Origin of the sequence: Inquilinus sp. CA228 (assembly GCF_052078665.1) — a bacterium.
Taxonomy (GTDB): domain Bacteria; phylum Pseudomonadota; class Alphaproteobacteria; order DSM-16000; family Inquilinaceae; genus Inquilinus.
Window position 1 is genome coordinate 70906 of record NZ_JBQJIK010000019.1, and the last position, 12465, is coordinate 83370.

General features: G+C 69.2%; 15 protein-coding genes and 1 tRNA gene. 9 read left to right on the forward strand and 7 right to left on the reverse strand.

Going from position 1 to position 12465, the window contains the following annotated elements:
* The first annotated feature begins 98 nt into the window (after positions 1–98).
* Complete coding sequence (locus ACTOWL_RS11645; RefSeq protein WP_441321390.1) at positions 99–413, forward strand: hypothetical protein; 315 nt, start codon at positions 99–101, stop codon at positions 411–413.
* A 64-nt stretch (positions 414–477) separates the two neighbouring features.
* Here the strand turns inward: ACTOWL_RS11645 and ACTOWL_RS11650 are convergent, their stop codons facing one another.
* Both ACTOWL_RS11650 and ACTOWL_RS11655 read right to left on the reverse strand, forming a co-directional pair.
* Positions 478–1185: a 2-phosphosulfolactate phosphatase gene (locus ACTOWL_RS11650; RefSeq protein WP_441321391.1), complete on the reverse strand. Its 708-nt coding sequence runs from the start codon at positions 1183–1185 to the stop codon at positions 478–480.
* Positions 1186–1233: 48 nt separating this feature from the next.
* Positions 1234–2427, reverse strand: coding sequence for a phosphoglycerate kinase (locus ACTOWL_RS11655; protein WP_441321392.1), 1194 nt, complete (start codon positions 2425–2427; stop codon positions 1234–1236).
* On the opposite strand from ACTOWL_RS11655, the gene ACTOWL_RS11660 reads away from it, so the two are divergent.
* Entirely contained in the window at positions 2335–3990 is a 1656-nt protein-coding gene (locus ACTOWL_RS11660; protein ID WP_441321393.1) for a hypothetical protein, read from the forward strand. The genes ACTOWL_RS11655 and ACTOWL_RS11660 overlap by 93 nt on opposite strands.
* A gap of 51 nt (positions 3991–4041) precedes the next feature.
* Here ACTOWL_RS11660 and ACTOWL_RS11665 read toward each other — a convergent pair whose 3' ends face one another.
* From ACTOWL_RS11665 to ACTOWL_RS11675, 3 genes are all read right to left on the reverse strand, one after another.
* On the reverse strand, positions 4042–4251 hold the full coding sequence (locus tag ACTOWL_RS11665; RefSeq protein WP_441321394.1) for a TOBE domain-containing protein: 210 nt from the start codon (positions 4249–4251) through the stop codon (positions 4042–4044).
* Between the two features lie 67 nt (positions 4252–4318).
* Complete coding sequence (locus tag ACTOWL_RS11670; protein ID WP_441321395.1) at positions 4319–5503, reverse strand: Gfo/Idh/MocA family protein; 1185 nt, start codon at positions 5501–5503, stop codon at positions 4319–4321.
* Between the two features lie 23 nt (positions 5504–5526).
* Entirely contained in the window at positions 5527–6585 is a 1059-nt protein-coding gene (locus ACTOWL_RS11675; protein ID WP_441321396.1) for a sugar phosphate isomerase/epimerase family protein, read from the reverse strand.
* 274 nt (positions 6586–6859) lie between these two features.
* Here ACTOWL_RS11675 and ACTOWL_RS11680 point away from each other — a divergent pair, with 274 nt between their 5' ends.
* Positions 6860–7315, forward strand: coding sequence for a hypothetical protein (locus ACTOWL_RS11680; protein WP_441321397.1), 456 nt, complete (start codon positions 6860–6862; stop codon positions 7313–7315).
* 8 nt (positions 7316–7323) lie between these two features.
* Here ACTOWL_RS11680 and ACTOWL_RS11685 read toward each other — a convergent pair whose 3' ends face one another.
* Positions 7324–7659, reverse strand: coding sequence for a DUF167 family protein (locus tag ACTOWL_RS11685; RefSeq protein ID WP_441321398.1), 336 nt, complete (start codon positions 7657–7659; stop codon positions 7324–7326).
* Positions 7656–7958: a YggT family protein gene (locus tag ACTOWL_RS11690; protein WP_441321399.1), complete on the reverse strand. Its 303-nt coding sequence runs from the start codon at positions 7956–7958 to the stop codon at positions 7656–7658. The genes ACTOWL_RS11685 and ACTOWL_RS11690 overlap by 4 nt, the downstream gene beginning before the upstream one ends.
* 198 nt (positions 7959–8156) lie before the next feature.
* Between ACTOWL_RS11690 and ACTOWL_RS11695 the strand changes: the two genes are divergently transcribed.
* The 6 genes from ACTOWL_RS11695 to lptB all read left to right on the forward strand — a co-directional run bounded on the left by ACTOWL_RS11695 (position 8157) and on the right by lptB (position 12464).
* Positions 8157–8243, forward strand: a tRNA-Leu gene (locus ACTOWL_RS11695).
* Between the two features lie 127 nt (positions 8244–8370).
* A complete protein-coding gene (locus tag ACTOWL_RS11700) occupies positions 8371–8985 on the forward strand; it encodes a ribonuclease D (protein WP_342236470.1) in 615 nt (204 codons plus the stop codon).
* Positions 8986–9142: 157 nt separating this feature from the next.
* A complete protein-coding gene (locus ACTOWL_RS11705) occupies positions 9143–10102 on the forward strand; it encodes a KpsF/GutQ family sugar-phosphate isomerase (RefSeq protein WP_441321400.1) in 960 nt (319 codons plus the stop codon).
* A 5-nt stretch (positions 10103–10107) separates the two neighbouring features.
* Positions 10108–10809: an LPS export ABC transporter periplasmic protein LptC gene (lptC, locus tag ACTOWL_RS11710; protein ID WP_441321425.1), complete on the forward strand. Its 702-nt coding sequence runs from the start codon at positions 10108–10110 to the stop codon at positions 10807–10809.
* On the forward strand, positions 10806–11669 hold the full coding sequence (locus ACTOWL_RS11715) for an LptA/OstA family protein (RefSeq protein WP_441321401.1): 864 nt from the start codon (positions 10806–10808) through the stop codon (positions 11667–11669). Before lptC ends, ACTOWL_RS11715 begins: the two co-directional genes overlap by 4 nt.
* A gap of 9 nt (positions 11670–11678) precedes the next feature.
* The gene (gene lptB, locus ACTOWL_RS11720) at positions 11679–12464 is read left to right on the forward strand and encodes an LPS export ABC transporter ATP-binding protein (RefSeq protein ID WP_441321402.1); all 786 of its coding nucleotides are present in this window, start codon (positions 11679–11681) and stop codon (positions 12462–12464) included.
* Position 12465: the final 1 nt, after the last annotated feature.

The window sequence follows — 12465 nt, forward strand, 5'->3', positions numbered from 1 at the left end:
CACGCATTCTGACCCGGATAGACCGCACTCGACCCTATGCGGGCGACCGGAGAAGACGGCATCTTTGTGAGATATCCGCTCTCGTGGAGCCGGGGATCATGACCGCCATCCGTGTCCAGATCATTCGTTGGGTGGATGACCACCAGCCCGGTTTCGTCGAATGCAGGTTCACCGACCGATCCGGCCGAGATTGGATGATCATCGAGAAGCTTCCGATCGTCTCCGATGCGCAACTCGACCAAAACAGCAGCTATCCTCAACAGGGGAGCATTCCTTGCACCGTCGTTTCCCGCATCCGAGATCAATCGGGACGAGAGGTCGCCGAGGTCGACATAGCGGCTCCCGTATTCGTCGAGGCTGTCGACGGCGAAACCCTCTTCCAGGTATTCGTCGACGATCTGATCAAGGCGTGAGAACAAGCCTGGATCGAGAATGACCAAACACATCCGCTGACCGCTTTCCGCCCAATAGCGACCTTCAGGCGGCCTGGTAAGCGCCGTCGACCAGCAGAGGCGCAAACGAGCTCACCCCTTGGTCCAGGGCAAGGTCGACGTCGCGGGGAAAGCCGGCATCGACCAGCTCGCGGCCGGACACCGAGGCCCGGATCAGGCGGGGCAGATCGGCGCTGGCCGTGCGCCAGGCGTCCCGCGCCACCTGCGCCTCGGGCGAACAGGGCAGCGCCAGCGCATCGATGACGGCGCCGGCGCCCAGCAGATCCTCGATCGCGGGACGGAGGCCGCCATCCGGCCAGCGCTCGCCGGCGGGAACGACGCCGATGTTGGCGCCCTGGGCCAGCCCCCGCGCGGCCCGGGCCACGGCGGCGGCGTTCCTCAGGCAGCCCGCCAGCACCGGCGTGCCGCCGCCGGCCAGCGACAGCCGCGAGCCGTTGGGGGAGGGCAGCATCAGCCTGGTCCCGGCCGGGATCTCCAGCAGGCTGACCGGCGACAGGCTGAGCTGACCGCCGGCCGCCCGCCGCGGCCGCGCCAGCACCGCGCCGGCGCGCTCCGCCGCCAGCCGGGCGGCAGAGTCGTCGCCATGGGGAAAGGGGAGGACCGCCGCGCCCCTCGACACCGCCACGTCGACGGCGGTCGAGAACGACAGGACGTCGACGATGACCAGCACCGCGACCCGGTCCCGCAAGGCTTCGACGCCCGCCATGCCCCATTCGGCCAGAACCAGTGCCATCCGGCGTTCTCCCGGCCGATCCGAAGGGAAGGCCCCTTCCCGGTGCCGTCAGCGCTTCAGCGCGGCGACGCCCGGCAGGTCCTTGCCCTCGAGCCATTCCAGGAAGGCGCCGCCGGCGGTGGAGATGTAGGAGAAGCGGTCCTCGACCCCGGCATGGGCCAGGGCGGCGACGGTGTCGCCGCCGCCGGCCACAGTCAGGAGCTTGCCGGCCTGGGTCAGGTCCGCGGCGGCTCGGGCCACCGCGACCGTGCCGGCATCGAAGGGGCGCTTTTCGAAGACACCGAGGGGGCCGTTCCAGACCACGGTCTTGGTCTCGGCCAGCACCGCCTTCAGATTCGCCACGGATTTCGGCCCGATATCCAGCAGCATGGCATCGGCCGGGATGGCCGAATTGTCGACCGCCTGATGCGGTGCGTCGGCCTTGAATTCGTGGGCGACCACGCCGTCGACCGGCAGCACGATCTCGCAGCCGGCCGCCTTGGCCTTGCCGAGGATGGTGTGCACGGCGTCGGCCATGTCGTGCTCGCACAGGCTCTTGCCGACATTCACGCCCTGGGCGGCCAGGAAGGTGTTGGCCATGCCGCCGCCGAGGACGAGCCGGTCGACCTTGGCGACCAGGTTGCCGAGCAGGTCCAGCTTGGTCGAGATCTTGGCGCCGCCGACGATCGCCAGCACCGGGCGCTTCGGGGCTTCGAGGGCGGCCGACAGCGCCTCCAGCTCGGCCTGCATCAGCCGCCCGGCATAGGCGGGCAGGTGATGGGTGATGCCCTCGGTCGAGGTATGGGCGCGGTGCGCGGTAGAGAAGGCGTCGTTGACGTAGAGATCGCCGAGCGACGCCAGGGCCTTGGCGAAGGCCGGGTCGTTCTTCTCCTCCTCCGGATGGAAGCGGACATTCTCCAACAGCAGGATCTGGCCGTCCTTCAGCGCCTTGACCGCCGCCTCGGCCGCCGGCCCGACGCAGTCCTCGGCGAAGGCCACCGGCCGCTCCAGCACCTCTTCCAAGGCCGGCAGCACGATGGTCTTCAGGCTGAATTCGGGAGTCACGCCCTTGGGCCGGCCGAAATGCGACAGCAGCACGACCCGGCCGCCCTTGTCGGCGATCTCGTCGATGGTCGGGGCCAGCCGGTCCAGGCGGGTGGTGTCGCTGACATGGCCGTCCTCGACCGGCACGTTCAGGTCGCCGCGCACCAGCACGGTCTTGCCGCGCACATCCACGTCGTCGAGGGTCTTGAAGGCGCTCATCGGCTCGGCTCTCTGGTCTGGGGATCAGGATCGCCGGCACCGAACCACAGCGGCGGCCGCGACGCAACCGGGCCGGTGGATCGAGATCGGGGGGTGGAAACCGATGACTTCGCATGCTACCGGGGCTTTGAGCGGCTGATGAGGGAGTTCCCCATGGCGACCGGCGTCGACATCTCGGGCCTGATCAAATGGGCGCAGCGCGACGAGTGGGAGGGGATGTGGAAGGACGTCTTCTGGGACCACATCGAGGCGGGCTGCGAAGCGCATGATCTCGAACCCGACGAGCTCTCCAGGATCATCGGCGAGCAGCACTTCATGAATCTTTGGGGGTGCGCCTTCGAGGATTTCCTGAACCGCAGCCGCGCCTCGGACGGGCAGACGGCCGTTGCCGACTACCTCAAACGCCGCGGCTGGAAGGAGCCGGTTCCGGTCAAGCGCTACATGCAGGCGCTCGGGGCCTCGGTGATGAGCCTCTACGAGGTCAGCGACATCGTCCCCGGCGAATCCTTCCTCGCCCGCGACCTGATCCGGGGCGGCGAGCCGGTCCGCGTCAGCGAGCGCAGCGCGAGCCGCATGCTGCAGCCCTGGGACAGGCTCGGGGCGCGGGTGGTCGAATACAACGGCAAGACCGTCATCGGCGGCGGCGTGCTGCCGTTCGACGCCGCGGGTGCGGACCGGCTGCAGGAAGCCCTCGGGAGGGGGCTGAAGCGGATGCGGAAGGAGATCCGGAAGATCGCCAAGGGCGCGGGCGAATCCCTGCCCGAGGCGGGCGAGCGGGAGGCGGCGGCGCTGATCGTCCTGATGAATTCGGCGCCGGTGTTCTCCGGCGTCTGGCTGACCCACTGGCTGCCGCGCATCCTCGGGCTCGAGCGGCCGAAGCTCGTCAACCACGACGGGGATGAGATCGTCTTCTGCAAGACGCGCTATCCATGGGTTCGTGGGACCACGGCCGAGGCGATCCGGGACCGCCTGCGCCAGGTCCCGGATTTCTTCGAGGCGAGCGAGACCTTCTGGAACTGGATCCGCGAGGCGCCGGCCGAGGACGCCGGCGACGCCCAGACGGCGGAAGAGACTGACGCGGAGACCCTGTCGACCATGCTCGACAGCGGGGAACTGGTGCTCGGCAATGTCGAGATCGTCGATGGCGCGGTCGTGCTGACGACGAATTCCAGGCCGCGGTCGGAGCGTGGAATAGCCATCCTCACGGCCTGTCTCGGCGATCTGGTCCGGCCGCCGCTCACGGAGATCCAGACTGCCGACCAGGCGATGGCGGAATCGGCCAGCGAGTCTCCGGCACCGAGCGGCCTGTCGCCCGAAGACAAGGCCCGGATCGTGCGCGATACGCTGGACGCGCACTATCGCGAGACGCTCGACCTGCCCATCAAGATGCTGGGCGGCGTCTCCCCGCGCGCGGCGGTGCGGACCGCCAAGGGCAAGGAGAAGGTGGTCGCCTGGCTGAAATATCTCGAGAACCAGGGCCACCGGAACCCCGACGAGACGATGGCGAGCTACGACTTCACCTGGATGTGGCAGGAGCTCCGCGTCCTCGACCGGCGGCGGTGACCGCAGCGGCCGGGGCCGGGTTTGTGGCAGCCGGACCCGGCCCCGTGGCGATCAGTCGATCGCGACCATGACGTCGGAGGCCTTGATCACCGCATAGGCGGCCTGGCCGGCCTTGAGGCCGAGCGAATCGACCGCCTGGTTGGTGATCGAGGAGGTGACGATGACGCCGCCGCCGATGTCGATGCGGACATGCGCGGTGGTCTGGCCCTTGGTGACCTCGACGATGGTGCCCTTGAGCTGGTTGCGGGCGCTGATCTTCATGGTGGCGGCTCTTTCGATGGAGTGAAGGTGGCGCACCCTAGCCGCGCCTGTGCGGCCGGCGCCAGCCTCAGATCTTCGTCCAGGCCGCGTCCTGCTGCGACGAGGCCACGCAGGCGGCGATGAAGCGGACCCCGGCCAGGCCGTCCGCCACGGTCGGCACCAGCAGGCTGTCCGGCGCCGGGTCGCGCTTGTCCAGCCGGGCCAGGATCTGCTCCGCCGTGTCGCTGTAGATCTGGGCGAAGCATTCCAGATAGCCCTCGGGATGGCCGGGCGGCACGCGGGTGGCGTGGGCGGCGGCCGGGCCGCTGCCGGGGCCGCCGCGGGTCAGGCGGCGATGCGGCTCGCCCAGCGGCATGAAGGTCAGAGTGTTCGGGTTCTCCTGGGCCCATTCCAGCCCGGCCTTCTCGCCATAGACGCGCAGGCGCAGCCCGTTCTCGTTGCCGCTGGCCACCTGGCTGGCCCAGATCATGCCGCGGGCGCCGCTGGCGTAGCGCAGCAGGATGTGGGCGTTGTCGTCCAGGCGCCGGCCGGGGACGAAGCTCTGCAGGTCGGCGGCCAGCGAGTCGGCGGCCTCGCCGGTGACGAAGCTCGCCAGGTTGTAGGCGTGGGTGCCGATGTCGCCGACGCAGCCGGCCGGGCCGCTGCGCGCGGGGTCGACCCGCCACTCCGCCTGCTTGCTGCCGGTGTCCTCGGTCTTGGTCGCCAGCCAGTCCTGGGCGTATTCGGCCTCGACCAGCCGGATCCTGCCCAGCGCGCCCTCGGCCACCATCGCCCGGGCCTGCCGGATCATCGGATAGCCGGTGTAGTTGTGGGTCAGGGCGAAGACCTGGCCGCTCGTCTGCACCGCCGCCGCCAGATCCTCGGCATCGGCCACCGTCGTGGTCATCGGCTTGTCGCAGACGACGTGGAAGCCGGCCTCGAGGAAGGCCTTGGCCGGGCCATGGTGGACGTGGTTGGGGGTGACGATGGCGACGGCGTCGATCGCCGGGCCGCCGCCGTCGCGCAGCGTCGTCTCGCCCGCCAGCATCGCTTGCCAGCTCGGATAGGCGCGGGCGGGGTCGAGCCGCAAATCGGCGGCCGAGGCCAGGGCCTTCTGCGGGTCGCTCGACAGCGCCCCGGCCACGAACTCCCAGCGGTCGTCCATCCGCGCCGCCAGGCGGTGCACCGCGCCGATGAAGGCGTCGCGGCCGCCGCCGATCATGCCCAGGCGCAGGCGCCGGCTGGGCGCCCGTTCCGCGGTTCCGGAAACCATGCTTGTCCTCCCTGTTCTACGGCTTACCGGTCGATACCCAGCAGGCGGCGGTTGGCCGCCTCGTCGGTGCCGCCGGAGGCGAAATCGTCGAAGGCGCGCTCGGTGACGCGGATCAGATGCGCGGCGATGAACGGGGCACCCTCGGCCGCGCCCTGCTCGGGATGCTTGATGCAGCACTCCCACTCCAGCACCGCCCAGCCGTCGAAGCCATACTGCGTCAGCTTCGAGAAGATGCCGCCGAAATCGACATGGCCGTCGCCGAGCGAGCGGAAGCGGCCGGCCCGGTCGGCCCAGGAGGCGAAGCCGGAATAGACGCCCTGGCTGGCGGTCGGGTTGAACTCGGCGTCTTTCACATGGAAGGCGCGGATCCGCTCATGGTAGCGGTCGATGAAGCCGAGATAGTCGAGCTGCTGCAGCACGAAGTGGCTCGGGTCGTACAGGATGTTGCAGCGCGGGTGGTTGCCGACCCGCTCGAGGAACATCTCGAAGGTGCGGCCGTCGAACAGGTCCTCGCCGGGATGGATCTCGTAGCAGAGATCAACCCCGGCCTCGTCGAAGGCGTTCAGGATCGGCGTCCAGCGCCGCGCCAGCTCGTCGAAGGCGGTCTCGACCAGCCCGGCCGGGCGCTGCGGCCACGGGTAGACATAGGGCCAGGCCAGCGCGCCGGAGAAGGTGGCGTGGGCCTTCAGGCCGAGGCGCCGCGACGCCTGGGCGGCGTAGCGCAGCTGCTGCACCGCCCATTCCTGCCGCGCCTTCGGGTCGCCGCGCACCTCCGGCGCCGCGAAGCCGTCGAAGGCCTCGTCATAGGCCGGGTGCACGGCGACCAGCTGGCCCTGCAGATGAGTCGACAGCTCGCTCAGGGCCAGGCCGTGCTGGTTCAGCGTGCCCAGCACCTCGTCGCAATAATCCTGGCTCTCGGCCGCGCGCTTCAAATCGAACAGCCGGCCGTCCCAGGACGGGATCTGCACGCCCTTGTAGCCGAGGCCGGCGGCCCAGCCGGCGATCGAGTCGAGACTGTTGAAGGGCGGGGCGTCGCCGGCGAATTGGGCGAGGAAGATGGCCGGTCCCTTGATCTCTTTCATGGTTTCCTCCTCCGTGGGGCGCCGCGCGGCACCCCCTCCCTGGGCGATGATTTGTTCGATGCACGAGCCTAACGCTCCGGTCGGGCGACGCGCAATGCAATCGATTACAGAACGAGCGTCTTTGATGCTCATCGTCCCGTCCTGCGGCGGGCTTGTCAAACTATTGTCCGATGAATGGTGGGCTATTCATTGAAATATTGCTGCTGAAGCGGAGCGTGGCGTAAGATAATTGCCGTGCCGCTCGGAGAGAGGCGGAACGCGAATGGAGGCCAAGATGCGTTTGATCGCGCTGATCGCAGGTCTGGCGATCGTTCTCGGGCTCACCGCCTGCACGCCGCCATCGGCGCTCGACACCAATCCGCAATATGTCCGCATGACTCGGGCCGAGTTCGACCGCGGGGTGCTGGGCCGACCGTTCCTGGTGCAAGGCGTGATGGGCGGGCCGGACCGCCTGTTCGAATACCGCCGCAACGGCAAGTACACGCTCAGCTCGCTCGACGGGGCCAGCCGCCCGGTCCTGATGCGGGAGGGCAATTGGCGGTTCGAGGACGGCACGGTCTGCACCGGCCGGCTCAGCCGCAGCGAAATCGGCGACAGCTGCATCACCATCTTCTCCTCGCCGCTGGTCGAGGCGCCGGATGTGATGAACTGCACGGTCCGCTGGGTCGGCGAGCGCGGCAATCTCGACGACGGGACGGTGCATCGCTGCCGGGCGACCGTCCGCAGATAGGCCGGCTGTCAGCCCTTCGCCGCCAGCGCCTCGGCCCAGGCTTCGAGGCGGGCGGCGAGGGCGGCGTCGCCGTCGATCTCGATCAGCTTGGTGCGGTCGGTGGCGCCGCCGATGATGGCCAGCGCCGATTTCGGCAGGCGCCAGCTTTTGGCCAGGAGCGCGACCAGCGCCTCGTTGGCGGCGCCGCGCTCCGGCACCGCCGTGACCGTGGCCTTGAGCAACGGGGCGCCATCGGCATCGGCGGCGCGCCCGGTCACCGCGTTGCGCCCGGCCCGCGGCGTCAGCCGGACCGTGACGCGGATGCCGCGCGGCCCGGCGACGAACAGCGGCCGCGGCGCCGTCAAGAATAGAACAGCGCTTCCCGGAGTCTCTCCAGCACCATCTGGAGGAAATAGATCAGCAGCAGCAGCACCACCGGCGAGATGTCGATGCCGCCGAGATTCGGCAGGAACCGGCGAATCGGCCGCAGCGCCGGCTCGGTCATCCGGTAGAGGGCGTTGCCGATCTGGTAGATCACCTGGTTGCGCGTGTTGACGACGTTGAAGGTGACCAGCCAGCTCAGGATGGCGGCGGCGATCACCACCCAGACATAAAGCTGCAATGCGTATTGGATAACGGTGATCAGGGGGTCGATGACGATCATGCGCCTGTTCCAGAGGTGGTCCGTGCCGGCCCGGTCGCCGAATCCGCCCGTACCGTAACGATGCGGCCGCGGGGGAACAAGCGATGCGACGCGGTCCGGCGGACGGGCCGGCCGCGGAAACCGTCAAAGTTTCACAAAGCGCGAATTCCCCTGTTGACAGGGGGAGGGGCGGCATCCTACATCACGGCCCGCCGCATCGCCCAGGTGGCGGAATTGGTAGACGCGCAGGTTTCAGGTACCTGTGGCCGAAAGGTCGTGGAAGTTCGAGTCTTCTCCTGGGCACCATCACTCTGATGGGCCCGACGATGCGATGCAGTGGCAATGACCCGCTTGTCCAAGCGGGTCTTTCCTTTTGGGGCCGACGCTCAGCTTTCGGGGAAGGGCCGCGGCCGACTACGGAAGGTGGCGACCGGTGTCCGAACCGATTCTGCATGACGGGGATCTGCCCGACGGCCTCGATCTCGGCGACGTGATCGCGATCGACACCGAGACCATGGGCCTGAACCCGGTGCGCGACCGGCTGTGCCTGGTCCAGCTCAGCGCCGGCGACGGCACCGTCCATCTCGTCCAGCTCCGCCGCGGCGTCTACAACGCGCCCAACCTGTCGGCGCTGCTGACCGACCCGGCGCGGCTGAAGCTGTTCCATTTCGCCCGTTTCGACATCGCCGCGCTGCAGGCCTATCTCGGCGTCGTCACCGCGCCGGTCTACTGCACCAAGATCGCCTCCCGGCTGGTGCGCACCTTCACCGACCGGCACGGGCTGAAGGATCTGTGCCGCGACCTGCTCGGCGTCGAGCTGTCGAAGCAGCAGCAGAGCTCCGACTGGGGCAGCGACCAATTGACGCCCGAGCAGCTGCGCTACGCCGCCAGCGACGTTCTGTACCTGCACGCACTGAAGGCGAAGCTGGACGAAATGCTGCGGCGCGAAGGGCGCGAGGCCCTGGCGCAGGCCTGCTACGACTTCCTGCCGGCGCGGGCCGCGCTCGACCTCGGCGGCTGGTCGGACCTGGATATCTTCGCCCACTAGCCCGATATGGGGTCACATTCGTGCCGTCTTGTGGCGGTACGGGGGGATCGGCCGGAGCCCGGGCAGGGCTCTCGGCGCAGATCCGGATCGACGGATCGTGGTTCGCGCCCTCCGGACCGGCTATAGCAGCCGCCGCGTGGACCATTTGGGAGAAGGCATGGTGGCAACCGCAGGGATCGAGGCCGGCCGCAAGGCGCTGCTGGTGGAGCGCGACGCGCTCGACCGCCTCGCCGAATCGCTCGACGCCAGCTTCGACCGGGCCATCGACACGATCGTCGGCGCCGAAGGCCGGGTCGTGGTCAGCGGCATCGGCAAGAGCGGCCATGTCGCGCGCAAGATCGCGGCGACCCTGGCCTCGACCGGCACCGCGGCGCTGTTCGTCCATCCGGCCGAGGCCAGCCACGGCGATCTCGGCATGATCCACCGCCAGGATGTGGTGCTGGCGCTGTCCAACTCCGGCAACACCGCCGAGCTGGCGGATGTGATCTCCTATACCCGCCGCTTCGCCATCCCGCTGATCGGCATCACCAGCCGGTCGCCCTCGAACCTGGCGGACCAGTGCGACGTGGTGCTGCTGCTGCCGCCGGCACCGGAGGCCTGCCCGACCGGGCTGGCGCCGACCACCTCGACCACCATGCAGATGGCGCTCGGCGACGCCCTGGCGGTGGCGCTGATGCACCGCCGCGGCTTCTCCTCCGATGACTTCCGGGTGCTCCACCCCGGCGGCTCGCTCGGCACCAAGCTGATCCGGGTGCAGGACCTGATGCATGCAGCGGCCGAGCTGCCGCTGGTCGATCCGCAGACGCGGATGGACGAGGCGATCATCGAGATGAGCCGGGTCGGCTTCGGCTGTGTCGGCGTGGTCGATGCCGACCGCCGGCTGGTCGGCGTGATCACCGACGGCGACCTGCGGCGGCACATGAGCGCCGGCCTCCTGGGCCAGACCGCCGGCCAGGTGATGACCCCCGGGCCGCGCACCATCCGTCCCGCGGCGCTGGCGGCCGAGGCGCTGGGGCTGATGAACCGCTATAAGGTGACCAACCTCTTCGTCACGACGGAGGATCGGCCGGTGGGCATCCTCAGGGTGCATGACTGCCTGCGGGCAGGGCTGAGTTGAGCGCGGTGGCCGCGCAGCAGACGCCGGGCCTGGGCGGGGCGCAGCGCAGCGCCAGCGCCTCGGGCCGTCGCGCGCGCCTGGCCACGGCCGGCCGCGGCGGCAGCCTCAGCCGGGCCCATAGCCGCGTGGTCGGGGTGCTGAAATACGCGCTGCCGGCCGTCGGCCTGGTGATCGTCGCTCTGGTCGTGGCGTGGCCGGAGCTGCACCCGTCCCAGGTCGACATCTCCAACCCCGCCGAGCGTCCGGTCGCCGCTGCCGCGGGCGAGATCCAGAATCCGCGCTACAGCGGCGTCGACGAGGCGGCGCGGCCCTACACCGTCTGGGCGACGCTGGCGAAGCAGGTTGAGGACCAGATCTTCGACCTGAACCGCCCCAAGGGGGAGTTGAAGCTGCAGAACGGCCTGGTGCTGAACCTCGACGCCCAGGCCGGCAAGCTGGACCGCAGCAGCAAATCGGTGCATCTCAGCGGCAACGTCACCCTGCGCCGCAGCGACGGCACCACCATGATCACCGACGCGGCGGACATCGACCTGGCCGACAAGGGCGCGCGCAGCAGCACGCCCGTGACGGCGGAGGGGCCTTTCGGTACGCTGTCGGCCGGGGGCTTCAAGGTCGAGCAGCAGGGCGACGTCATCATCTTCACCGGCCCGACCAAGCTGTTTCTCAAGCCCGGCGCCGACAAGGCCTTCCAGGGAACGCCGCAATGATCCGTCCGCTGATCCTCGCTGTCCTGCTCGGTGTGGTGGCCGTGCCCGCCCTGGCGCAACAGCAGCTGCAGCTCGGCGGCAAGGACGAGCCGTCCGAGATCCAGGCCGACGACGCGCTGGAGTGGCACCAGAACGAGAAGACCTACATCGCCCGCGGCAACGCCGTGTACAAGCGCGGCGAGCTGACTGTGAAGGCCGATGTGCTGACCGCCCATTACCGCGAGCTGCCGGACAAGAGCACCGAGATCTTCCTGGCCATTGCCGACGGCAATGTGCTGATCACCCGCGGCGACACCACCAGCGCCACCGGCGGCAAGGGGGTGTACGAGCTCGACGCCCAGACCTTCACCCTGACCGGCGGCAACCTGAAATTCGTCAACAACGACGACGTGATCACCGCCACCGACAGCATGGTGTACCGCCAGGCCGAGGATGTCGCGATCGCCCGCGGCAACGCCACGGCGACCCGCGCCAAGGAGGAGAGGACGCTGCGCGCCGACACGCTGACCGGCCATTTCGCCCCGAACGAGAAGGGCGACAAGGAGCTGTCGGTGGTCGACGCCGACGGCAATGTCAAGCTGACCACGGCGACCGACGTGGTCACCGGCCGGACCGGCCGCTACGACGTCAAGACCCAGTTCGCGACCATCACCGACGATGTCCGCATGACCCGCGGCGGCAACCAGCTGAACGGCGATTATGCCGAGGTCGACATGGCCAGCGGCGTCAGCAAGCTGTTGACCAAGCCGGGGCAGGGCGGCCGCGCCCGGGCCCTGCTGGTGCCCGAGCAGAACAACCAGGGCCAGCCGGGCCTGCCAGGCCAGCCCGCCGTGCCGGGCCAGCCGGCGCCGAAGAAGTAGGGGCGGGCGATGACCAAGCCGATCAGCCCGCTGCCATCCGAGACCACGACCGCGCCGCGCCTCGTCGCCAAGAATGACGGGCTCGTCGCCCGCAATCTCGGCAAGCAGTACAAGAAGCGCCCGGTGCTGCGCGACGTCAGCCTGCAGGTGCAGCGCGGCGAGGCGGTCGGCCTGCTGGGCCCGAACGGCGCTGGCAAGACCACCTGCTTCTACATGATCACCGGCCTGATCCAGCCGGATTACGGCACCATCCTGCTGGACGGGCAGGAGCTGACCGACCTGCCGATGTACCGCCGCGCCCGGCTCGGCATCGGCTACCTGCCGCAGGAGGCGTCGATCTTCCGCGGCCTGACGGTCGAGCAGAACATCCGCGCCGTGCTGGAGATCTCCGAGCCGGACCGCTCGACCCGGGAGGCGGTGCTGGAGGACCTGCTGGCCGAGTTCTCGATCAGCCATCTGCGCCGCACCCCGGCCCTGGCGCTGTCGGGCGGCGAGCGCCGGCGCGTCGAGATCGCCCGGGCGCTGGCCAGCCACCCGCATTTCATGCTGCTGGACGAGCCGCTGGCCGGCATCGACCCGATCGCGGTCGGCGACATCCGCGACCTGGTGGCGCATCTGCGCGACCGCGGCATCGGCGTCCTGATCACCGACCACAATGTGCGTGAGACCCTCGATATCGTCGATCGGGCCTATATCCTCCACGACGGCCGTGTTCTGATGGAAGGACTGCCATCGGACATTGTCGGCAATGAGGAGGTGCGGCGCGTGTATCTGGGCGAACGCTTCAGCCTATAGA